This window comes from Variovorax sp. MPBD4-3 (assembly GCF_058809745.1).
Map to the genome: position 1 here is coordinate 1 of NZ_JBXASW010000054.1, position 23056 is coordinate 23056.

The following is a 23056-nucleotide window of genomic DNA, read 5'->3' on the forward strand; positions in this document are numbered from 1 at the left end:
GCCCTTCTCCCCGCCTCGCTGATCGCCTCCCGCGCCTCCCCCCACGCCTTGTACTGCGCCGACCAGGCAACACTGCCTTCATGGTCCGTCAACTCCTGCGGTGTTCCAAGATGGTCGCACTGGTAGAACGCCATCTCCCTTCTGTCGAACGCTCGCGGCACCTGCCTCTGCTCGCCGTTCCACAACGGATCCTGCTCGATGTCGTAGACGCCGCCGTTGGCTTCCATCAACGCCTTCGCATCCGTCGTCTCGCTCAGCGCCATCGCGCGCGCCTGGCGCACCTGCACCAGCGGCACGAACGAGTTCGCCTCGTGGATGTAGTGCACGCTCCACCCGTGCTCGCCGCCTTCCTCCATCGCTGACTTGCTCTGCGTACTCTCGAACGCGAGCACGTCGCCGTCCCAGCCGAACAGCGTCGTGGTCTCGCCCGAACTCTTGGAGAGGCGCCGACCCAGCGCGTCGTAGCTGAAGGTGGTGGTGATGCCGCTCTGGTCGGTCGCCGCCGTCATGCGGTTGAAGCCGTCCCATGCGAAGACGGTGCGCCAGCCGTTGCGCACCCGCTCGGTCATGTTGCCGCGTTCGTCGTAGCGATAGCTGGTGCCGGCGTAGTTCTTCAAAAGGTTGTCCAGCAGTTTGCCGGCCGGGTGCCTCAGTGGTTCGTTGGCCGGGGGCGGATCGACGATGTTGCCTGCGGGGTCGAAGGCGAAAGTCTCGCGCCCGAGGCGGCTGTTGGCTTCGAGCAAACGACTTTCGCATGCTCTCCATTCAACTCCAGGAACAAAACCCACAACCCTTCGAGAGCGCGAAGTCGAACTCGCCGCTGCATCTCGTTGTATTCCTTTTTGGCGACCTCCGCAGTAGATGCCGCAACAATCTGAAATAGGCGTTCAAGCAAACCGATTTTGGCATGTCTAGGGCGAGCCTTTAAAAGCGAGGCGACGAGCACTTGGAGTGTTGGCCCAGCAGCACTTAGAGCCGCCCTTAAACGATAAATTGATTTTCAATTTTCCAATAATTCTCCCAGCTCTTTCTATTGAAAAAATCAACAGGGCCTTCGGGACGACCGAAATATAATTTACTCACCCCTTGACTTCTTACATTTTCTCCAGTCCATCCTGAAAATTCAAGCAAAGCGAAATCCATAATTTTTCATCAGACTCGAGTCGGCGAGCGGCATCGTTTTCTTCGCACCCAATTGAATTCGCTTTCACGCCGTTCAGTCTCCTTCACAGTCTTATGCTACGCCACCAGGCATGCTCCCCTCATCACCTATTAACTCACTGCACACTTCTCCAGACCTATTTAGTGGGCGGAAACAAACCACCAAGACTGAGCGACTGCACATTTAAAGACTGAACATGAAATCTACCATCACCCCCGAATCTCGCCTTAAATCCAATAGCTATTAACTTAAATCATTTAGGAAAAAGTTTAACAAAATGATTCGAAGTCACCTATGCACTAAATTCGCCTCATTACGCTCAACTCGTCCCACAACTGAGTCAATCCTATCGACTCCATATAAGTCCCATAGTCAAGAAAGTTAGCAGAGTCAATTCGATTACTTGACAACCACATCGCGTCACACTCAGGGCAGATAAAAATAGAACTCCCGGTAGCTTTGATTTTGGCTTCAACAATTTCATCTTGCTCACAACGCGGACAAATCATATCAACCCTTCAATTCACTGGATATGCCGTAATAACCCTATTAGTTCCTGGACGAGTAATTAATTTTATATTCTTCTCTCCGTTGGTCCCCACCGCCCTACCCATTGGAATAACATAAGCACCAGGATCGTTGGCCAAAGGCTGGCCGCGCTTCGCCCAAGCCTCATCAACCAAATCCAACGAGCCACCTCTCTTACAGGTACAAAACACTGAATGAGTCGATTTATTTGCATCTGGTGACTCATGCTCCAAAACATGCTTAATTCGATTGCCATGCGCCGACCCCTGACCATAAATCAAACCATTCGGCGTACTCCAAGATTTATCATTTTTGTCATACCCGAGCTTTATTAATCCCAGTGGATCAAACCACCTTATTGGATTAGGCGCATATTGATAAATATTATTACCACCGGCGAGCTTGATTGGATCTTTCGACACGAACCGCCCAGCCTGCGGGTCGTAGTACCGATACCGGTTGTAGTGCAGCCCCGTCTCTTCATCCCAGTACTGCCCCTGGAACCGAACCGGATTCCTGAACCCCGCCCTTAGCCCCGCCTCGCTGATCGCCTCCCGCGCCTCCCCCCACGCCTTGTACTGCGCCGACCAGGCAATGCTTCCCTCATGGTCCGTCAGTTCCTGCGGCGTGCCCAGATGGTCGCACTGATAGAACGCCATCTCCCTTCTGTCGAACGCCCGCGGCACCTGCCTCTGCTCGCCGTTCCACAACGGATCCTGCTCGATGTCGTAGACGCCGCCATTGGCTTCCATCAACGCCTTCGCATCCGTCGTCTCGCTCAGCGCCATCGCGCGCGCCCGGCGCACCTGCACCAGCGGCACGAACGAGTTCGCCTCGTGGATGTAGTGCACGCTCCAGCCGTGCTCGCCGCCTTCCTCCATCGCTGACTTGCTCTGCGTGCTCTCGAACGCGAGCACGTCGCCGTCCCAGCCGAACAGTGTCGTGGTCTCGCCAGAACTCTTGGAGAGCCGACGACCCAGCGCGTCGTAGCTGAAGGAGGTGGTGATGCCGCGCTGGTCGGTCGCCGCCGTCATGCGGTTGAAGCCGTCCCATGCGAAGACGGTGCGCCAGCCGTGGCGCACCCGCTCGGTCATGTTGCCGCGTTCGTCGTAGCGGTAGCTGGTGCCGGCGTAGTTCTTCAGCAGGTTGTCCAGCAACTTGTTGGCAGGGTGCCTGAGCGGGTCGTTGGTCGCCGGCGGGTCGACGATGTTGCCCGCCGGGTCGAATGCAAACGTCTCGCGCCCCACTCGGCTGTTGGCCTCCAGCAGACGGCCCACCGGGTCGTAGCGGTAGCTCAGGTTGCCTCGGCGGCTGTCGCCGATGCCAATCAGCTGGCCGGCCTTGTCGTAGCTGTAGCGGCGCTGGATGCCTGTGGTCGATTCGATGGCGCCAGAACTGGTGCGCGAGATCTGCTGCTCGAGCAGCCGACCTGCCGGGTCGTACTTCTGCCGCTGGCTCAGGCCGTTGCCCTGCTCGCGTGCGACCTCGCGGTGCAGGTCGTCGCGCTCGAAGCCGAGGATGTCCTGGCCGTCGATCATCAGGCCGTGCACGTGGCCTGAGCCGTATGTCAGCCATTGGATGACGTGCCCGTCGGGCCGCACGGTGGCGATGCGCTGGTTGAGTTCGTCGTAGCGGTGCTGCCAGACAGCCGTGCGCTTGCGCTGCAGGTAGTGGTGATGCTCGCGCGTCAGGTTGCCGGCCGGGTCGTAGAACCATTGCAGGCGCGCGTCGCTGTTGGTCGCCTCCAGCAGGCGGCCGTTGCGGTCGTAGGCGAAGCGTTCGGATTGGCCACCGGCGCGGCGTTCGCTCAAGCGGCCGAGTGGATCGAATTCGAGTTCTGTGCGGTGGCCCGCCTCGACCACTTCGGCGAGCACGCCCGTCGTCTCTTCGTGCACGTACTGCGTAGCCTTGCGGTCGAAGCCGGTTTCTTCCAGCAGGCGGCCCACCGGGTCGTAGCGAAAGTCGTATCGGCTGCCGTTCTCGTTGTGCAGTTCTGTCAGGCGGCCCAGAAGGTCCCAGTGGTATTTGAGCGAGCGGCCCGCGGCGTCGGTGCGGCCGGCGATCAGGCCGGCGCGCGTGTAGCTGTAGCGCGTGGCGCGCCCCAGCGCGTCGGTGTGCTTCAGCAGCCGGCCTTCGGCATCGTGCTCGAACTGCTCGCTCGTCTGGTCGGGCAGCACGATTTCTTCGAGCTGGCCGGCAGCGTAGCGATATCCGGTCGCGTTGCCGGCGGCGTCGGCAGCCTTGGTGAGCCGGCCTCGTTCGTCGTAATCCCAGCGGCTGGTCTTTGCGGAGCAGTCGGTGTAGCTGAGCAGTTGGCCCGACGCGGAGTAGGCGAGCGTCTTCACGCCGCCCTTGGCATCGGTGATGCGCACGGGCCTGCCGGCCTTGTCGTAGGCGTACTCGGTCTTGTGCCCCAGCGGATCGATCTCTTCGGTGAGATGGCCCTGCGCGTCGTAGTCGCGCTTCCACACGCCGCCCTCCGCATCGCGGATGCCCGTCAGGCGATGCAGGCTGTCGTACTCGTAGTGGACCCGGCTGCCGTCCGCGCGCGTGTGCGTCTGCAGGTTGCCGTCGGGGTCGTAGGTGTAGTCGTCGGTCGTGCCGTCGGTATGCACGTGGCGGGTGACGTTCTTCGCGTCATCGCGGAAGAACCACTCCTGCAGACCGTCCGGATGGATGATGCGGTAGGTGTAGCCCTGGATGTCGTAGTAGTGCCAGGTCTCCCCGCCCAGCGCATCGGTCACGTAGGTCAGCCGGATGTTCCTGTCCCACTCCAGCTTCAGCGCGAAGCTGCCGTCGTCGGACCACTCGCGCACGGCCTTGGCGTCGGGGCCGGTGCCGTCGTACTCGAGGTTCATGCCCCGGCCGGTGCGGTCGGTGTAGCGGGTCACGAGGTGGTGGCTGTAGGTGTAGCGCCAGCTCGCGCCGTCCTCGTCCTGCGCGGCGACGAGGTCGCGCTGCGCGTCGTGCGTGTAGGCGGCCAATTGACGCACGACCTGGCCGTCCTTGAGCTCCCACAGCGACTGGATGAGTCCGGTCTGCGCATCGGGCTTCGTGCCCACGTGCGCCATGACGGCTTCGCCATGCTTGCTGATGATGTCGCTGAGCACGCGCTCGCCCGTCTCTGCAATGACGTGGTCGTAGCGCAGGCCGATGGCCATGCCGTCCTTCGCCTGCTGGGCGACAAGGCGGAAGTGGGGCTGCTTGCCGTCGACGTACTCGTAGATCTCGCGCCAATCGCTCTGCTCGCCTTCGGGCAACGGCTTGCCGAAGTCCAGCACCAGCAGGCTCTCGCTCAGGCGCAAGACGCGGACTTCCTCGATCGCGTCGAAGTAGCTCTGGCCCGCGGCCAGCACCGGATACGCATGGCTGCGGCCATCTGCGGCGTGGTGGAGCAGGCTGGGCTGGCCCTGGCGTGCGCCTCGCGCGGGCGTGGTGATGTCCACGCGCATGCTGTAGGGGGTGATCCAGCGAGCGCCCAAGCTGCCCCGGTCGAAGGCATCGAGGTCGCTGGCGTAGGTGCGCGCCCATTCGATCGGCAGCGGTGCTGCGAGCACGAAGTCTGTGTGGGTGAAGCTCTCGTTGCCTGTGGCAAGGCTGATGGAAGCCCCTTTGCGTGCCGGCGCGGGGCAGTTCTTGCAGCCTGCGGTTCCTTGTGCATCGGCTTGCTTGTTGATGTGACTGAGCTGCGTCCCGGGATTTTCTTTTTCTGCCTTGGCTCCCGCCTGCGGAGCCACGATCGCCGCGCGCTGGCCTTTCCTCTTCAGCAGCGCATCACGCAACTTGTGCAGCAGCCACATGATGCTGGCCTGCGACTCCTTGTCCGCCAGCCTCGAGAGCTGCCCACGCAGCTGCTGCTTGAAGTCCAGCATCTGCCCGATCACACCGTTGACCCTGCTCGCGAGGCCATCGGGCAGCTGGCTGGCCGCCGCCTTCGCCACGTAGTTCGCCGACTGCTTGGTGTAGCGCACCGCCGTGCCCCACATCCGGCTCCACGTGCTCTGCGTCTTCGGGTCGTATACCTTGGTCTCCGGCGACGCCGGCGTGCCCACCGCAAACAGGTCCTTCTGGCCCAGCACCCGGCGCATCACGTCCACCAGGTTGTCGATGATCTTGTCGGCCAGGTCCGCGCAGCTCTTGAGGATGCCGTCGAGCTTGGCGATCGCACCGTCGATGAACTTGTCCAGTTCGCCCATGATGGTGGCGTTCAGGTGGCCCACCAGCGTGGTGACGATCGCCTCGCCAAGGTTGGAGGCCGCCGTCTTCAGCTCCTGCTTCACCAGGTGCAGCGTGGGCCGCAGGCTCATGCGCGCGGCCGCCATGCTCGGCGGTATCGGAATCAGCCCGATCAGGTTGATGCCCAGGCTCACCCAGTTCAGGAACGCATCGACGCCGTCCTTTGCCTTCTTCTCGACGATGTTGATGATGTCCAGGAACACATCCACCAGCGCCATGATGTTGCCGACGATCGGGATGCTGCCCAGCACCATCGTCAGGCGCTCCAGCGTCACGTAGCCGCCGCTGAACGAACGCAGCCACTCGTCCACCGCCTTGCTCGCCGCGGCGACGTCTTCCTTCACGATCGTGTTCAGCGGCGCCACCGCCGTCTGGGGTTCGCGCTCAGTCGGCTTCTGGCCTTGCTGTTGCGGGCCCTCTTTTTCTGCCATCTTCTCTCCCTGCCTCTGGCTGATGCCTTGTCTTGTCAGTGCTGTGAATCGATGCTCTTCAAGGCTGGATCACGCAGTCCTTCATCGTGAGAAATGCCGACCCCATCGCGAAGCCGACCTCGCAGCTCGCGGTGAACTTCGCACCGCTGCGCATCTCGCCCATCCTCTGGCTCTGCGCGTCGTCCGTAGGTGTCAGGCGCGCCAGCTCCTGGCTGCCGCGCACGTCGGCAACGCGGATCAGCGACGTACCGCCGAAGGAATCGGACGCTTCGATGACCACCGCCGCGAACTGCACGCGCTTGCCGTATTCAGGCATGCCGAGCGCACGACGGCCCTGCTTCTCGTAACTCTGGTGCAGCTTGGTCAGCGTGGTTTTCGTTTCCGCTTGCGCAGCACATAGAGAAGCGACGCCCAGGAAGACAGCGGCGACAAGGGTGGGCTTGATGTTTTTCATGATCATGGAATAGATGAAGTGATGAGGTGCCGGTGAGGGCTCAGTTGATGTTGGCGCCCTGGAACTCGAGCTGTTCGAAGGTGCTGCCCGTGAAGTCAACGCTGCGTCCCTGCAGCCCCTGCGCGTGCACTACGGTGCCGCTGCAGTCCAGAACGCCGACGTCGTTCCAGCTGCCGCCGGCGAAGCTGATGTCGTCCCACTGGCACTGCCTGAAGGTGCTGCTTCCGATGCTCGCGCCGTCGAAGTTCGCGCGCGTGAAGCTGCAGTTGACGAAGGTGCACCCCGTGATCGAGATGCTGCCGAAGTCGCACTGGCTGAAGCTGCAGCCCGTGAACTGGCAGCCGCTCCAGCCCGCCTGCCTGAAGCTCGTGGCCGTGAAACTCGTGCCTGCGAAGGTCGTCGAGGCGAACTGGGCAAGGCCCAGGTCGAGCCCGGCGTAGGCAAAGCTGTCGGCCTGGCCGACGAGTCCGGCGGGAGCGCCGCCTGCGCCTTTGCGCCACATGTCGTGGGCGAGGATGATGATTTGGGAAGACATTCGATGCCCCTCGGTTGGTCCGCCTTCTCGAACAGCCCGAAAGCGTTCGCCAATGCCATCACGATTGGAGTGTTGAGCACCAGCCGCCCCGGCGATTCGATTTCAAACAGCGGCAAGACCGAACTCACGGACGCGAGCCCCGGGCCTTCGCGCGTGCCGCTTCGATTTCCTTGAGCAGGTCGCCCGCCTCCGCATTGCCGTTCTTCGCCGACTCCGCCGCCCAGTGCGCGGCCTCGGCGAGGTCCTTGCCGCTCATGTAGAGGTCGTAGGCCAGGTTGTGCTGCGCCACGACGTGCCCGGCCTTGGCCGCTGCCGTCAGCCAGCGGGTGCGCTGAACGTCGTCGGAAGACGCGAAGGTGTAGTACAGCGAGAGACGGAACGCGGCTTCGGCGTCGCCGGCCTCGGCCTTCGTGACCAGTTCGGCTCGTTGCGCGTCCGTCAATGCGAAGGACCGCGCGCCCGAGATGGGCGACGAGGAAGAGGCTGGTGCGGCGTCGGGCTTGTCCATGGTTCGGTTCTCCGTTGCGTAAGAGACTGGAAGGTTCAGAAGAAGAGGAAGCAGCACTGCCAGCTTCGCGCCGAACCTGAGATCGATGTTCTTCATGACTTTGGGTTGAAGGTATGCCAGACGCCGGGATCGGCGGTGTCCATGGTGCCGTCGGCCTTCTGGCCGGCGGGCTTGTAGGCACCGTGGGGCCAGATCCACAGGAGCTTGTCGGGCGCCACGACAGGCGCATTGAGCTCGTTGGCCAGCTTCTGGGCGTAGGGGTCGGCGCCCTTGCCGGTCTCGCACGATATCAGCTGCACCTTCTGGCCTTCTGTGTAAGACGGTTGCGCCTTGATCACGTCCACCAGGTTGTCGATGATCTTGTCGGCCAGGTCCGCGCAGCTCTAGAGGATGCCGTCGAGCTTGGCGATCGCACCGTCGATGAACTTGTCCAGCTCGCCCATGATGGTGGCGTTCAGGTGCCCCACCAGCGTCGTGACGATGGCCTCGCCAAGGTTCGACGCCGCCGTCTTCAGCTCCTGCTTCACCAGGTGCAGCGTGGGCCGCAGGCTCCCAGTTCAGGAACGCATCGACGCTGTCCTTGGCCTTCTTCTCGACGATGTTGATGATGTCCAGGAACACATCCACCAGCGCCATGATGTTGCCGACGATCGGGATGCTGCCCAGCACCATCGTCAGGCGCTCCAGCGTCACGTAGCCGCCGCTGAACGAACGCAGCCACTCATCCACCGCCTTGCTCGCAGCCGCGACGTCTTCCTTCACGATCGTGTTCAGCGGCGCCACCGCCGTCTGGGGTTCGCGCACGGTCGGCTTCTGGCCTTGTTGTTGCGGGCCTTCTGTTACTGCCATCTTTCCTACCTGCCTCTACGGCCTGTAACACTATTTGGGCTCATTGCGTGTTCGAGCGACATTGCTGGCATGGAGATCACACGAGCGCAGTTTGAGCAGATCGAAGACTTCTTGCCGACTCAGCGAGGCAATGTCAGCTTGTCGAACTTGCAGGTACTCGATGCCATATATGAAGGCAACGAGACTCGCTAGCTTGCGCTCGATCTGAGCTTTATCCCTGTCGTCCCGCCACTGCGCACTCGCGTCTAACCGTGGGAATACGACCGTGCCATGTACAAGCGCCGCAATGAAGTCGAGCGCTTGTTCCGTCGGCTCCTATCGGCGCATCTTCTCCCGATTCGAGAAGCTCGACGTCATGTTCACCGCATTCATCGGCTTCGCTCTCATCTCTGATGACTTGCGGTTGTGTTAGCAGGCCCTAGCCTGGATCGCTGTCAGCTGTTGATCCGGGCGTTCTCGAAACTCATGTCTTCGAACTCGCTTCCCGCGAAGTTCACGCGCTCCCCTTGCAGGTTGCTGGCCTGGATTCGGTTACCGCGGCAGTCGAGCACGTCGAGGCTCGACCACGTGTTGCCGTCGAAATTGAGATCGGTCCAGGTGCATCGGCTGAAGGCTGAGTCGCTGAGCCGGGCTGCGTTGAACTGCGAATGGCTGAATGTGCAATTGACGAACGTGCAGCCGGAAATGGCGATGCCTTCGAAGTCGCATGCCCTGAAAGTGCAGTTGCTGAATTGGCACGCAGTCCAGCCCGCTTGCTTGAACGTGGTGCTCGTGAAGCTGCTTGCAGAGAAGGTGCTGGATGCGAACTGCGCAAGGTTCAGGTTGAGGCCCACGTAGACGGAGCTGTCGGCTTGGCCGGTCAAGCCAGCGGGCGCGCCGCCAGTGCCTTTGCGCCAGAGGTCGTGGTTGAGGATGATTATTTGAGCACTCATTTTCTGCATTCATCAAAAATACGCGTCGCCAAAATTCACTCAATCTCGGCTACTCCGAGTAATTCAATCCATTTACTCCAATTTCATCGATTAACAAAAAATTCCCCAAGTCCTCTAAACACGAAAGACTTCCCGTCAACCCAAGGATTATCTTCTCCAGGTAGGCTTTCCTATCTACCACCCGGTCAAGAGGAAGATCATGTGGAATTGCCTTCCTCCACAAACAGTCATCCGAGTAGTTGATCAACATGAAATGCAGCCCACGGACTACATTTGCCTTTGAAGTCGGACCAAATTTCGAAAATCCAATCTTCATCTTCTCAATCAAATCAGCCTGATTGGTGGCCGAGTTAATGTCAAACGACTCCAACCACTCATCACTTTTGCCAAGCAAAAATTCATAGAGGCCGCGTAGATAGTTCAAATTCAATGAATGCATAATGCAGCCCCCCAAAAAAAACACATCCGACAGGCACTATTGCACAATCATTCAAATTTCTCGATCAATACCAAAAACTCCAAAGAATTAAAACTACCGATCCATTTCATCCAAGAGCTCAGCCAAACGTCTTAGATTTTCAGCCAACACCCGAACTTCATCGACCGTAAGCTCAACAGGATCTCCGAATTTCGATATCGCCTTTAATTGAATAGACGAGTCTTGCTCAATCCAAACATCAACACAACCGTCCGCCAATGTATAGCGCTTCATAGATTCTTTCACTTTCATGGTCCTTTCGTCGGAAAATGTGCATTCCCATCAACTGGCGATACAACCTTCGTTATTCCATCTGGCTGATAAGCATGCACATGATCAACCGCTGCTTTAGGATCGTTATAAGGTAGTCCCGTTTGCTGGTCAATGTGACCTCGATCCAAGCGCAATCGTTGATTTCCGGTGCATGGGCATTTCCATTTTCGAGGCAATCCAGAGGAATCGGGCTGCCCAGTAGGAGTTAATCCCTTGGCAGTTGCCAGCGCTCTTATTTCGGATCGCGTCTTGTCAGTAATTTCAGACGCGGTGATCGTTGACGGTGTTGTCGTCAGTCCCAGCGGATCAACATAACTATTTGGGTTTTTTGCGTACGCAAAAATATTCAGCCCACCCAATATTTTTATTGGATCAGAACTAACGAATCGCCCAGAGTGTGGATCGTAATACCGATACCGGTTGTAATGCAGCCCCGTCTCGTCATCCCAATACTGCCCCTGGAAGCGGATAGGGTTCCGGAAGCCAGCCCTTCTGCCCGCCTCACTGATCGCCTGCCTCGCCTCCCCCCAAGCCTTGTAGCTCGCCGACCAGGCCACACGCCCCTCGTGATCCGTCAGCTCCTGCGGCGTACCCAGGTGATCGCACTGGTAGAAGGCGATCTCTTCCTTGCCGAACGGCGCGGGTGGTCGGCTCTGTTCTCCATTCCATAACGGGTCCTTCTCGATGTCGTAGCGTCCCCCGTTGTCCGCGACCAGCGCCTTCACATCGGTGGTCTCGCTCAACGCAACGGCATGCGCCTGCCTGATCTGCATCAGGGGGACGAACGAACCGGGTTCGTGGATGTAGTGGACGCTGTCGCCGCGCCACATTTGTTCCTGCCGCGCTTCCGTGCTCTGCGTGCTCTCGAACGCCAGTGTGTCGCCGTCCCACCCGAACAGGGTCGTCGCGCGTGACGTGCGCTTGGCGATGCGCCGGCCCAGCGGGTCGTAGCTGAAGCTCGTGGTCTCGCCGAATGTTTCGGCGCTGCGCAAGCGGTTGTAGCCGTCCCACGTGAACGCAGTCTTGTCACCGTTGCGGCTGCGCTCGATCAAGTTGCCGCGCTCGTCCCACTTGTAGTGGGTGCCGGCATAGTCCTTCAGCAGGTTGTCCATCAGCCTACCGGCCAGGCTGCGGCCGTCACCGTCGAGGCGAACGGCAACACGGTTGGTGATTCGGCCCGATGCCTGCGCATCCGCGCCGACATCGGTCGGACTGCCGATATTCCCCGCCGGATCGAACGCAAAGGTCTCGCGTCCCAGTCGGCTGTTGGCTTCGAGCAGGCGTCCCACCGGGTCGTACCGGTAGCTCAGGTTGCCGCGGCGGCTGTCGCCGATGGCGATCAGTTGCCCCGCCTTGTCGTACGCATAGCTGCGGCGAATGCCAACGGCCTCGGCCGCGGCGGGCCTGGTCTGCGCGATCTGCTGCTCCAGCAATCTGCCGGCCGGGTCGTAGCGCTGCATTTGCCTCAGTCCGTTGCCCTGCTCGCGCGCAATCTCGCGATGCAGGTCGTCGCGCTCGAAGCCCAGGACGTCGTGCCCGTCGATGAGCAACCCATGCACGTGACCCGATCCGTAGGTCAGCCATTGCGTGATGTGGCCGTCCGGCCGGATGGTGGTCACGCGCTGGTTGAGTTCGTCATAGCCGTGGCGCCAGACCGCCGTGCGTCCGCTATCCTGGTAGTGGTGATGTTCGCGCACAAGGTTGCCCGCGCGGTCATAGAACCACTGCAGCCGGGCGTCGTTGTTGGAGGCGTCGACCAGGCGTCCGTTACCGTCGTATGCGAAGCGCTCCGACTGCTCGCCAGCCCGGCGTTCGGCCAGGCGGCCGAGCGCGTCGAATTCGAGCGTGGTGCTGTGGCCCGCCTCGACAACCTCGGCCAGCACGCCGGTACTTGCTTCGTAGCGGTATTGGGTGGCCTTGCGATCGAAACCGACTTCTTCGAGCAGCCTGCCCACCGGGTCGTAGCTGAAGTCGTAGCGGCTGCCGTTCTCGTTGTGCAGTTCGGTGAGCCGTCCCATCAGGTCCCAGTGATAGCGCAGCGTGTGGCCTGCGGCATCGACGCGGCCCGCGACCAGGCCGGCGCGGGTGTAGCTGTAGCGCGTGCGGCGTCCCAGCGCATCGGAGTGCCCAAGCAGGCGGCCTTCGGCGTCGTGTACGAAGTGCTCACTGGTGTCGTCGGGCAGCATGACTTCTTCGAGCTGGCCCGGATGGTTGCCGTCGCCGCGAGAGGCCGTCTCGCCCACGGGGGTGTAGCGATAGCGCGTTGCCTGGCCTGCAGCGTCGGTAGCCTTGGTCAGGCGTCCACGGCTGTCGTAGTCCCATGCGCTGACTTTGCCGGAGCAATCGGTGTAGCTCGCCAGTTGGCCAGCGGGCGTATAGGCCAGTGTCTTCACGCCACCCTTGGCATCGGTGATGCGCACGGGCTGGCCGGCCTCGTCGTAGGCGTATCCGGTCTTGTGGCCGAGCGGATCGATCTCTTCGGTGAGATTGCCCTTCGCGTCATGCTCGCGCTTCCAGACGCCGCCTTCGGCATCGAGGATGCCCGTGACGCGGTGGCGCACGTCGTATTCGTAGTGAATGCTGCTGCCGTCCGCGCGGGTGTGCGTCTTGAGGTTGCCCCTGGCGTCGTAGACGTAGTCGTCGGTAGTGCCGTCAGGATGGATATGGCGCGTGATGTTCTTGGCGTCGTTGCGCAGGAACCATTCCTCGCGCTGGTCCGGATGGATGATCCGGTAGGTGTAGCCCAGCACGTCGTAGTAGTACCAGGTCTCGCCGCCGACGGCGTCGGTCAGGTAGGTGAGGCGGATGTTGCGGTCCCACTCGAGCCTGAGTGCAAAACTGCCGTCGTCGGACCATTCGCGCATGGCCTTGGCGTCGACGCCGGTGCCGTCGTACTGCAGGTTCATTCCCCGGCCGGTACGGTCGGTGTAGCGGGTCACGAGGTGATGGCTGTAGCTGTATTGCCAGCCGGCGCCGTTCTCGTCCTGTGCGATGACGAGGTCGGCTTCGGCGTCGTGCGTGTAGGCGGCCAGTTGGCGGACCACCTGGCCGTCTTTCAGTTCCCACAGGGACTTGATCAGGCCGGTGCGGGCGTCGGGCTGGGTGCCGACGTGGGCGATGACGACCTCGCCCTGTTTGCTGACGATGTCGCTGAGCACCTGCTCGCCGGTCGCGGCAATCACATGGTCGTAGCGCAGGCCGATGGCGGCGCCGCCTATCGTGTGCTGCGCCACCAGCCGGAAATGCTGCTTGCCCTGCGAAGCGGCCTTGGCGGGCACGGTGTCCACCAGTTCGTAGGTCTCGCGCCAGTCGGCAGCCTGGCCGGAGGGCACGGGCTTGCCGAAGTCCACCACCAGCAAGCGCTCGCTCAGGCGCGTAAGCGTGATCTCCTCGATCGGGTCGTGATGGCCCTGGCCCACGGCCAGCAACGGGAAGGCGTGGCTGCGGCCGTCGATGCCGTGATAGATCAAGCTCATCCGACCCTGGCGGCGGCCTTTGAGGGCCTTGGCAATGTCCACGCGCGTGCTGTACGGCGTGATCCAGCGCGCGCCGAGGCTGCCCTGGTCGAAGGCGCCGAGGTTGCTGCGGTAGGTGCGCGTCCAGCCGATGGGCAAGGGCGCGCTCAGCACGAAGTCGGTGTGGCTGAAGCTCTCGCAGCCGGTGGCCAGGCTGATGGCGCCGCCGGCGGCAGCCGTCGCGCAACTCTTGCAGCCCGGGTCGCCACTGGCCGGGGCCTGGGCGGTCGTTGCGCCTTGCTCGCCGCCGGGCTTCTTGTCCTGGACCTGCGCCCCGTTGGTTGCTGAAAGGGTCGCGCCGTGCTTTCCCCTTCGCTTGAGCAGCGCATCCTTGAGGATCTTGATCATCCACTTGATGCCGTACTGCAGGCTCTCGTCGCCCAGCCGCATGATCTGCTGGCGAGCCAGGCCCTTGATGTCGGTCAGGCTGGAGACGGTGTCCCGGATCAGCAGCTTGGCGCTGTCGGGCAACGCGTAGTGGCTCGCGGTTGCGGCGACGTAGTTGGCGGACTTCTTCGCGGCCTCGGCGGCAGCCGCCATCATGCGGCTCCAGGTGCTCTGCGTATTCGGGTCGTAGGTGCTCTTCTCGGCAACGGCGCCGGTCGAGAACACAGGCTTCTCGCCCAGCGCCACCTGCAGCGCACCGATCAGCGCATCGGCAATGCCGTCGACCTTCTCCGCGCAAGACTTCAGGAAGCCGTCGAGGTAGCCGAGCGCCTCGTCCACGAACTTGTCGAGCGTGCCGGCGATAGTGTCGTTCAGGTGGGTGATGACCACGGCCATGAACGCCTCGCCGAGGTTGGGCGCCACGTTCTTGGCCGACTTGGCGATTTCCTGCTTCAGCAGGTGCAGCATGGGCCGAAGGCTCATGCGCGCCGCGCCCGTGGCGGGCGGGAACGGAATCACGCCCAGCAGGTTGATCGCCAGGCTCACCCACTGCAGCACGTCGGAGTAGGCCTTCTTCGTGACCATCTCGACGATGTCCCACACCGCGTCGATGAGCGCCATGATGTTGCCGATGATCGGCAGGCTGCCCGCGAAAGTGGTCAGCACATTCAGCGTGACGTAGTCGTTGGTGAGCTTGCGCAGCCACCTGTCGATCTTGGCGGCGCCGGCGCCGATGTCTTCCACGCCGATGGTGTTGAGCGGCGCCACCGCGACCTGGCGCTCGCGTTCCTTGGCTTGCGCTCCTTGCGCGTCGTTGTTCTGTGGGGGCTGGTCAGCCATGCGCGAATCTCTCCCTTGATTTCTTGTGGTTGCCGAGCGGCGCCGGCTGTGTCAGCCAGCGAAGCCCGGCATCTGGCCCGGCAGCAGCGCAGGCAGCTTGGGCACCATCGCGCCCACGCTCTGTGCAGCCATGCCGGTGGCGGCCTGGCCTACCTGTCCGAGCAGCGCCTTGGCACCGCCCTGCCGGACGGCCTGCACGGCACCCACAGCCTGCTGCGCCGCGCCCGCTGCCTGGCCGACCTGGCTCACGAGGCCGCCTGCCTTGCCCAGCGCACCGCTGGCAGCACCGCCCAGGCTGCCGAGCGAGCCGAGTGCATCGGCACCAGCGCCTGCGAGCCCCGCCATCGAACCTCCTCCAACACCGCCCAGAAAGCTGCCGCCGCCGCCTTGCGAATCGACTGCCTTGTCGCTCGCCGCCCGCGCGGGCCAACGGTCTGCTTCGCCGAAGTAGCTGCCCTTGTCCCAAGGGTCGCTCGGGTCGCCGCCGAAAGTGACCTTGGCCTGCCCGAGCGGCAGGCCGGACAACGAGGCAAAGCCGTTGGCATCGAGCTTGCCGGTATGCGTTGCGCCTTCGGAATCCACCACGGTGTAGTCGCCCTGCTTCACACCCCGGCGCCTGGCACCGTCCGCCTTGACGTACTGGTGGTACAGGTCGAGCTGCCCGCGCGGCAACTGCGGCGGCTGCGGCAACCGTGGCTGCCCGTCGCTCTTCGGCCCCACCATCGAATGCGACGACGCATGCGCGCGCCACAAGCCGCCGGTCCCGCTCTCTATGCCGCCTGCGTTCCAGCGCGTGTAGCTGCTGCCGCCGTTGATCAGCACCTCTTCCTTGGCAGTGATGGTGATGCGGTTGGCTTCGAGCTTGATGTTCAGCTTGGCCAGCACGTTGATGCTGTCCTTCAGCGCGGTGATGTCGATGTCGGCCGCCGCTGCCGCCATGCGGATGCCGTTGTTGAACGCGACCATGCGCACCGCATCCTTTGCGCTCACCAGGAAGCTCTTGCCCGCGGCAAAGCTCGCATGCGCACCGCTGCTGACGGCCGTGTGCTCCACGCTCACGATGTGGGTGGAGGCGAGCGCCGTGGTCTGAATGCCCGCCGGGCTGGCCAGCGTGAGGTGCGGCTCCTGGAACTCGGGGAACTCGCCCTGCTCCCTGTTGCCGCCCTGGCCCTTGATGGCGTCGATCTGTTCCTTCAGGCCGCGCGCCACCTCGTCCTGGTCGCCAGCCTGGTGCGTATTGGCGTTGCGCGCGGCGTCTCCCAGGCTCTCGTGCAGATCGCGCCCCTGGGTGAGCCGCGCCACGGTCTCGCCCATGTCCGTGGTGTGGGCCTGAGCGTTGGCGCGCGTCTCGGTCGTGACGAGCAGGCCCCTGGCCGCGCGCAACACGCCATGCCCGTCGGTCCGCAGTTCGAACCCCTGCCCTCGCGGCTCCTTGCGCCCCGCGGTGTCCTCGATGCGCCCGATGTGCCCCACGCTCAGCTGGCTGGCCTGGTGGTCGCTTCGCAGCTGCGCCTGGATCTTGCCCTGCGTGTCGTCCAGCACGAGATGGTTGCCGCGCCCGCCTCCGAGCTCGCGGCTCCTGATGCCCGACAGGTGCTTCTGCCCCGGCAGTTCCCACGAGGGCATGGTGTCGGCGTTGTGCACGCAGCCGGTGACGATCGGGTAGTCGGGGTCGCCGTTGAGGAAGTCGACGATGACCTCCATGCCGACGCGCGGCACGCTGGTCATGCCGAAAGTGGCGCCCGCCCACGCGGTGGACACGCGCACCCAGCAGCTCGAATGCTCGTTCTCCTGGCCGAGGCGGTCCCAGTGGAACTGCACCTTGATGCGCCCGTACTTGTCGGTCCAGATCTCCTCGCCCGCCGGGCCCACCACCATCGCGGTCTGCGGGCCGCGCGTACGCGGCTTGGTTGTGGTGCGCACGGGGCGCCAGGGGTAGCTGGTGGGCTGCGCGTCGAAGGCGAACAGTTGCACCGAGCCCTCGGCACCCTCGGCGCCCTCGCTCGCCTGGAGGTTCTCCCGCAGGTGGTAGCTCACGCTCAACAGCAGGTATTGGCGGTTCTGGTCGGCGCGCGGATGGCCGGTGAGGCGCAGCGTGTGGCCGGTGGCCAGCTCGCGCAGGTTGGCGCGGCCGGTCACGCGGTTGCGCTGGCTCAGTTGCTCTTCATTGCGGATGCGGGCGTAGGTTTCGCCGTCTCCGTGCTGCGTGAAGCCGCCGGGCCATTCGTAGTTCTCGTAGCTGTCGTGGTCGTGCCCGGGCGGCATCTGCCGCAGGTGGGACAACTCGGCCTTGGGCTTCTCGAAGTCGTAGTCGTCGTTGTAGTGGTGGCCGGAGCGCACTTCCTCGGCGATCTCCCACGCGTAGATGCGCTCGCGCTGGCCCATGCCCGACTTTTCCAGCGGGTGGTAGCGAACTTCTTCGCCGCCCGGCAGCGGGCCGTGCGAGCCGGCGATGTCGTCTGCGAACACCAGCACATGCTGCGCGGCCTCGTGCCTGAAGTAGTAGTAGATGCCTTCGAGCTCGCACAGCCGCGAGACGAAGTCGAAGTCGCTCTCGTGGTACTGCACGCAGTAGTCCCAGCGCCGGTAGTCTCCGCGCGCGAGCTTCTGCTCCACGGGGTAGCCGTAAGACCCCAGGACCTCTCCGATGATGTCGGGCACGCTCTTGGCCTGGAAGATCCGGAAGTCGCTGCGCCGCGTGGCCAGCCACAGCCACGGACGCAGGCGCAGCCGGTAGAACGAATGGCGGGCGTCTTCCTGCTGCAGGCCGAAGCGGGTGGCGATGCCGCCGAGATGGCGCACGCCGCTTTCGGTTTCCACGACCACTGTCGCGGGCTTGCCCAGGAGCACCTTGGCATCGACCGCGTTGCTGGTGCCGAACAGGTCAACGTCGAACGCATAGAGCTGGCTCAATGCCTCGCGGCCCACCAGTTGCTGGAACTGCAATGCATCGCCGGCTGGAGTCTGGATGGTGACGCGGCGGCTGCTCATTGCGGCGCCGCGTAGAGGCTATAAGCCGAATCGCCTAACCGCAATTCGTCTAATAAGAATATCGTTAACAAATTGAACATCAAATACACCTCCCCTTGCACGATTTGCTTTTATTTTAATTGCGGAGCCAGCGGGAGAGGCAATTGAAAAGTCTTCAATTCATAAAACCGGGGAATTGTTCTTCGAAGAATTCGAAAAGAATGCGAATAACGGGATGCAGGTAAATAAATGGTTTCAACGGCAGCTGACGAGCATCGCCCTCTCCACCCGCATCACGGCCAACAGCGCCATGCGCAAGGACCGGAGCCCTACGCACGGCGCCGCATTTCGGCTCAGCCCGGCTTGCGTGCCGTGAGCCACTGCGAAGATGCGAGGGCCGAAGCCACCACGCGCACTTCGCCGATGTTCCCGAAGAAGCCATCGGCGCGGGCTCCATCCCACGAACCACCGCCCACGACCCACGCAGAGGTGGCCGACAACGTCGCCAGCCCCCGCGCCGCGGTCGCATTGCGCAGCACCGGCGCTCCTTCCACGTACATCGTGGTGTCGTGGGACACCGGGTCGTTCACGATCGCGATGTGCACCCAGCGGTCTGCGATCACCTCGCCAGACCAGTTGGTCTTGGGGTCGGGAGGCGCGCTCGGGCTCGGCACCACTTCCCATTGCACTTCGCGCAGGCTCGATATGGCAAACAGCATCGGGGGCGACTCGCCATCGCCCGCCGTGAAGCCCGGCAGATCGCCGCGGCGACCGTCGCGCGTCATGATGTTCATCCACGCCTGGTTGTTGCTGGTCCAGCTCTTGTCGATCTTGATGAACGCTTCGATGGTGTATCCGTTGTCCAGCGTCTGGGCATTGATCGGCGCCGCCGCGTCGGTCAGAAAGTAACTGAGCGTTGGGGTGTTCTTGTTGGTGTTGAGGAATCGCACCGACCCTGGCGCAGCCGACAGGTAGTGCCGGTCTTCCGTCCAGACGATGTCGCCGTCCGCGGCTCCCACTACGCCGCCCTGGTTGAGCGCATCGCGATGCAGCGGGTTGTTGCCCGTGACGTCGGGCACCACGGTACCCGGCAGCACCGGCTGGTTGACGGTGCCGCCAAAGAAGCGCCAGTGCGCCAGCGTGTTCGCCACTTTCGGATAGTCCTCCGAGTTCGCAGCGGGCCGCTGCTCCACGGTGGCAGGTTCCTTGTAGTTGGCAAGAATCATCGCGCGAGCCTTGTCGACCAGGGAACCGTCGACGGTGGCGCTGCCTGTGCCGAAGCTCCTGTTGAACCCGCCGAAGCGTTGTGCGAAATCCATGTCGATCTCGAAGGCCTCGTTGGGCGTGGTGAGCACCGCCTGGTCGAAGGCGTTCAACGTGGCTGCGGGCTTCTGCGGCACCCAGGGCGAGAACGACAGCACCTTGATCTTCTTGTTCGTCAGGTCGAACTCGTAGAGACGCATCAGGCCATTGCCGCCCTGGTAGGCCATCTGGTAGTCGACCACCATCTCCTCGACCTTGCGGCCGAAGTTGTTGATCTTGGTGAGATGGGCGGCACCGTGGTGGTGGCCGTTGAGCGTCATGAAGATCTGGTCGTTGTCGCGGATGAGCTTTTCCCACAGCATCTTGCCGTAGTCGGTTTCTAGCGGGCTGGTGCCGTCAGGTGCGATGTTGAGCAGTTGGTGGTTGACCAGGATCACAGGCAGCGTCGGGTTCTTCGCGATCATCTGGCGGGCCCAGGCAATGCCTGCGTCGGAGATGCGCCATGACAAAGACAGCACCATGAACTTCTGGCCTTGCGCCTCGAACACGTGGTATTCGTGGAAGCCGCTCGGGTCGCGCGCGCCGAAGGTGGCCTGCTTCTTCGCGCGCTCGGCGCCGAACCACTGGATGTAGGGCTCGTTGGCGGGAGTGCGGTTGGCGTCGGTGCCGCCCACGGGGTCGATGCTGTAGTCGATGTCTCTGAGCACGTCGTGGTTGCCGGCCAGCACGCTGTAGGGCAGCTTTGCGTCTTCGAGCACCTTCATGGCGGCATCGGCCACCTTCCACTGATCGGGCTTTCCGACCTGGTCGACCACGTCGCCAAGATGGACGGTGAATGGAATGTTCAGAGCCTTCGCATTGGCGGCGATCCATTTCGTCTGTGCGGCGAAGGGAGCGCTGCCAAAGCGCTTGTCGTATTGGTCGCTCTCGGCCGCGGTGGCGTAGCGCGCGTAGAACTGCGTGTCGGGCATCACGGCGAGCGCGAAGCTGGATATCTTGGCTGCGGCAGCCGGTGGCGGCGGTGCAGGCGCGGGAGCCGGCGCTGGAGCAGGCGCGGGCAGCGGACCGAGAACAGGTGCCCCGCCACCGCCGCCACCACAGGCCGCGAGCAAGGCGCCGCTGCCGCCGACGGTCAGAAGCGACGCGCCGAGCTTGAGCACCTGGCGGCGCGGCGGAGTGCTGCTGGCATTGTTCTGTTCTTGGGAATTCGACTCGACAGGCGGAAGGATGCGCGGTGCGCGCGCACCGCGCGATTCATCGGAAGCGGACATGGGAAATTCGGAGAAAAGATGACGAAGCGCGCAGCGTAGAAATCTGCAGTGACGCGGGCATGTAAGGCCCATGACACTTTCCAGCGCGGTCAGCTCACACCCGGCCCGCGCGCTCCACCCGTTCCAGCGTCACCACGCGCCAAGCACACGAACTGCCGAGCACCGCCAGCGCGGCCGCCGCGGTGAACATCGTGCGATAGCCGAAGGCCTGCGCGACCGCGCCGCCGAGCAGCACGCCCAGCACGCCGCCGAAGCCATAGCCGATCACCGTGAACAGCGCCTGTCCGCGCCCGCGCAGCTGGCCGGGAAAGCGGCGCGACACGACCGCGATGCAGGTCGTGTGATGCGCCGCGAAGCTCAGCGCATGCAGCCACTGCGCCACGATCAGCGCCGCGACGAAGCCGCCCAGCCCCGCGGTAAGGCCCAGCCGCGCGACGGCGGCAATGCCGCACACCAGCATCCAGCGCGGCATCGGCAGCAGGCCGATCAGCCGGCCCTGCAGGAAGAACCACACGATCTCCGCCACCACCGACAGCGCCCACAGCAGGCCGATGGTGCTCTTGCTGTAGCCGATGGAGTCGAGGTAGAGCGAGAAGAAGGCGTACACCGAGAAGTGCGACATCACCTGGAAGAACAGCGCCGCGAAGAACCACCGCACCGCGGGGTTGCGCAGCACCGGGCCGATGGGCACCTTGACGGCGTCGTGCGCGGCGGGCGGCTCGCGCAGGTCGGGCAGCTTCATCGTGGCGATCAGCACGATGGCCAGCGTGCCGGCGGCCCATGCCGGAAAGTGCTTCATGCCGAAGCGCTCGAACCACTCGCCGGCGAAGAACACGGTGACCAGGAAACCGGCCGAGCCGCACAGCCGGATGCGCCCGTAGCGGCCCCAGTCGCCCGCCACGAGCTGTGCCATCGCGGCCTCGGTGAGCGACATCATCGAGCTGGTGTGCGTGAACATCACGAGCAGCACCAGCGCGAGCCACCAGGCACCGCCGTGCCACCAGAGCCCGAAAGAGCTGGCCAGCGCCACCGCCGCGCTGAAGCGAAGCAGCTTCACGCGCTGCCCGGTGTGGTCGCTCAGCGCACCCCAGGCATAGGGCGCGAAGACCCGGGTGATCGACTGCACCGAGGCCAGCAGGCTGATGGTGAAGATCGGCAGCCCCAGGTCCTTGAGCCACAGCGGCAGGTAGGGATTGAAGAAACCGATGTGCGCGAAATAGCTGGCCGACAGGCCAGCGAACGCCAGCAGATGGCCGCGCCCGGCGGCCACGGACGCCGGCGCGGACACTAGAGGAAGGACGCCTTGGGCGAAGAGGCTTCGGTCTTCTCGGCCGCGTTCTGCTGCTGCAGTTCCACGTCGCCGCACTGCGCACGGTTGCGCAGCACGTGCTCCATCACCACCAGCGCCAGCAGCGACTCGGCGATGGGCGTCGCGCGGATGCCCACGCACGGGTCGTGGCGGCCCTTGGTGACGACCTCGACCGGGTTGTTGTGGATGTCGATGGACTGGCGCGGGCTGATGATCGAGCTGGTGGGCTTGATGGCAATGCTCACTTCCAGGTCTTGCCCGGAGCTGATGCCGCCAAGAATGCCGCCTGCGTTGTTGCTCAGGAAACCGGTGGGCGTGATGGAGTCGCCGTGCGTGGTGCCGCGCTGCACGACGCTGTCGAAGCCGGCGCCGATCTCGACCGCCTTCACTGCATTGAGGCCCATCATCGCGTAGGCGATTTCGGCGTCGAGCTTGTCGTACAGCGGCTCGCCCAGGCCCACGGGCACCTTGGTGGCCGTGACGCGGATGCGTGCGCCGCAAGAATCGCCGGCCTTGCGCAGGCGGTCCATGTAGTCCTCCAGCGCGCTCACGTCGGCGACGGGCGCGAAGAAGGGATTGTTGGGCACGTGGTCCCAGCTCTCGAACGGGATGGCGATTTCGCCGATCTGCGTCATGCAGCCGCGGAAGACCATGCCGTACTTTTCGGCCAGCCACTTCTTGGCGACTGCGCCGGCGGCCACGGTGGGCGCGGTCAGCCGGGCCGATGAGCGCCCGCCGCCGCGCGGGTCGCGGATGCCGTACTTCTTCCAGTAGGTGTAGTCGGCGTGGCCGGGGCGGAACTGCTGGGCGATCTGCCCGTAGTCCTTGCTGCGCTGGTCGGTGTTCTGGATCAGCAGCGCGATGGGCGTGCCGGTGGTCTTGCCCTCGTAGACGCCCGAGAGGATCTGCACTGCGTCAGGCTCGTTGCGCTGTGTGACGTGGCGGCTGGTGCCGGGGCGACGGCGGTCCAGGTCGGCCTGGATGTCGGCCTCCCTGAGTTCCATGCCCGGGGGGCAGCCATCGATGACGCAGCCGATGGCCGGGCCATGCGACTCGCCGAAATTGGTGACCGCGAAGAGTGTTCCGAAGGTGTTGCCGCTCATGGCTGGGATTAT

14 protein-coding genes and 1 pseudogene are annotated in these 23056 nt (G+C 63.3%); 1 reads left to right on the forward strand and 14 read right to left on the reverse strand.

Going from position 1 to position 23056, the window contains the following annotated elements:
- From AC1RVW_RS24300 to AC1RVW_RS24330, 7 genes are all read right to left on the reverse strand, one after another.
- Positions 1–743 (reverse strand): RHS domain-containing protein (locus AC1RVW_RS24300; RefSeq protein ID WP_493203053.1); only part of this gene is annotated, 743 nt, incomplete at its 3' end.
- A gap of 937 nt (positions 744–1680) precedes the next feature.
- The gene (locus tag AC1RVW_RS24305) at positions 1681–6357 is read right to left on the reverse strand and encodes an RHS repeat-associated core domain-containing protein (RefSeq protein ID WP_493203055.1); all 4677 of its coding nucleotides are present in this window, start codon (positions 6355–6357) and stop codon (positions 1681–1683) included.
- A 58-nt stretch (positions 6358–6415) separates the two neighbouring features.
- Positions 6416–6811, reverse strand: a complete 396-nt coding sequence (locus AC1RVW_RS24310) for a hypothetical protein (protein WP_493203057.1) — start codon at positions 6809–6811, stop codon at positions 6416–6418.
- Between the two features lie 40 nt (positions 6812–6851).
- Positions 6852–7346: a pentapeptide repeat-containing protein gene (locus AC1RVW_RS24315; RefSeq protein WP_493203059.1), complete on the reverse strand. Its 495-nt coding sequence runs from the start codon at positions 7344–7346 to the stop codon at positions 6852–6854.
- 124 nt (positions 7347–7470) lie between these two features.
- The gene (locus tag AC1RVW_RS24320) at positions 7471–7854 is read right to left on the reverse strand and encodes an SEL1-like repeat protein (protein ID WP_285412876.1); all 384 of its coding nucleotides are present in this window, start codon (positions 7852–7854) and stop codon (positions 7471–7473) included.
- Positions 7855–7946: 92 nt separating this feature from the next.
- Positions 7947–8198 carry a DUF8616 domain-containing protein gene (locus AC1RVW_RS24325; protein ID WP_493203061.1) on the reverse strand — a complete coding sequence of 84 codons (252 nt, stop codon included), beginning with the start codon at positions 8196–8198 and terminating at the stop codon, positions 7947–7949.
- Between the two features lie 39 nt (positions 8199–8237).
- Positions 8238–8381, reverse strand: a complete 144-nt coding sequence (locus AC1RVW_RS24330; RefSeq protein ID WP_493203063.1) for a hypothetical protein — start codon at positions 8379–8381, stop codon at positions 8238–8240.
- A gap of 475 nt (positions 8382–8856) precedes the next feature.
- Between AC1RVW_RS24330 and AC1RVW_RS24335 the strand changes: the two are divergent.
- A pseudogene (locus tag AC1RVW_RS24335) lies at positions 8857–9115 on the forward strand (IS5-like element ISCARN85 family transposase); the annotation flags it as partial.
- 22 nt (positions 9116–9137) lie between these two features.
- Here AC1RVW_RS24335 and AC1RVW_RS24340 read toward each other — a convergent pair.
- From AC1RVW_RS24340 to aroC, 7 genes are all read right to left on the reverse strand, one after another.
- Positions 9138–9644 carry a pentapeptide repeat-containing protein gene (locus tag AC1RVW_RS24340; RefSeq protein ID WP_493203065.1) on the reverse strand — a complete coding sequence of 169 codons (507 nt, stop codon included), beginning with the start codon at positions 9642–9644 and terminating at the stop codon, positions 9138–9140.
- A gap of 523 nt (positions 9645–10167) precedes the next feature.
- A complete protein-coding gene (locus tag AC1RVW_RS24345; protein WP_493203067.1) occupies positions 10168–10365 on the reverse strand; it encodes a hypothetical protein in 198 nt (65 codons plus the stop codon).
- Positions 10362–15128 (reverse strand): RHS repeat-associated core domain-containing protein, encoded by a 4767-nt coding sequence (locus AC1RVW_RS24350; RefSeq protein ID WP_493203069.1) that lies wholly within the window; start codon positions 15126–15128, stop codon positions 10362–10364. Before AC1RVW_RS24350 ends, AC1RVW_RS24345 begins: the two co-directional genes overlap by 4 nt.
- 51 nt (positions 15129–15179) lie before the next feature.
- Positions 15180–18119 (reverse strand): type VI secretion system Vgr family protein, encoded by a 2940-nt coding sequence (locus AC1RVW_RS24355; RefSeq protein WP_493203071.1) that lies wholly within the window; start codon positions 18117–18119, stop codon positions 15180–15182.
- Between the two features lie 332 nt (positions 18120–18451).
- Positions 18452–20632, reverse strand: a complete 2181-nt coding sequence (locus AC1RVW_RS24360; protein ID WP_493203073.1) for a LamG-like jellyroll fold domain-containing protein — start codon at positions 20630–20632, stop codon at positions 18452–18454.
- A 94-nt stretch (positions 20633–20726) separates the two neighbouring features.
- Positions 20727–21920, reverse strand: coding sequence for an MFS transporter (locus AC1RVW_RS24365; RefSeq protein WP_493203075.1), 1194 nt, complete (start codon positions 21918–21920; stop codon positions 20727–20729).
- The gene (gene aroC, locus AC1RVW_RS24370) at positions 21920–23044 is read right to left on the reverse strand and encodes a chorismate synthase (RefSeq protein ID WP_493203077.1); all 1125 of its coding nucleotides are present in this window, start codon (positions 23042–23044) and stop codon (positions 21920–21922) included. The genes AC1RVW_RS24365 and aroC overlap by 1 nt, the downstream gene beginning before the upstream one ends.
- Positions 23045–23056 lie beyond the last annotated feature (12 nt).

Bases quoted from the DNA above. Each gene is read 5' to 3' on its own strand.
- AC1RVW_RS24305 (WP_493203055.1), bottom strand. From the start codon at position 6,357: ATGGCAGAAAAAGAGGGCCCGCAACAGCAAGGCCAGAAGCCGACTGAG.
- AC1RVW_RS24310 (WP_493203057.1), bottom strand. From the start codon at position 6,811: ATGAAAAACATCAAGCCCACCCTTGTCGCCGCTGTCTTCCTGGGCGTC.
- AC1RVW_RS24315 (WP_493203059.1), bottom strand. From the start codon at position 7,346: ATGTCTTCCCAAATCATCATCCTCGCCCACGACATGTGGCGCAAAGGC.
- AC1RVW_RS24320 (WP_285412876.1), bottom strand. From the start codon at position 7,854: ATGGACAAGCCCGACGCCGCACCAGCCTCTTCCTCGTCGCCCATCTCG.
- AC1RVW_RS24340 (WP_493203065.1), bottom strand. From the start codon at position 9,644: ATGCAGAAAATGAGTGCTCAAATAATCATCCTCAACCACGACCTCTGG.
- AC1RVW_RS24345 (WP_493203067.1), bottom strand. From the start codon at position 10,365: ATGAAAGTGAAAGAATCTATGAAGCGCTATACATTGGCGGACGGTTGT.
- AC1RVW_RS24350 (WP_493203069.1), bottom strand. From the start codon at position 15,128: ATGGCTGACCAGCCCCCACAGAACAACGACGCGCAAGGAGCGCAAGCC.
- AC1RVW_RS24355 (WP_493203071.1), bottom strand. From the start codon at position 18,119: ATGAGCAGCCGCCGCGTCACCATCCAGACTCCAGCCGGCGATGCATTG.
- AC1RVW_RS24360 (WP_493203073.1), bottom strand. From the start codon at position 20,632: ATGTCCGCTTCCGATGAATCGCGCGGTGCGCGCGCACCGCGCATCCTT.
- aroC (WP_493203077.1), bottom strand. From the start codon at position 23,044: ATGAGCGGCAACACCTTCGGAACACTCTTCGCGGTCACCAATTTCGGC.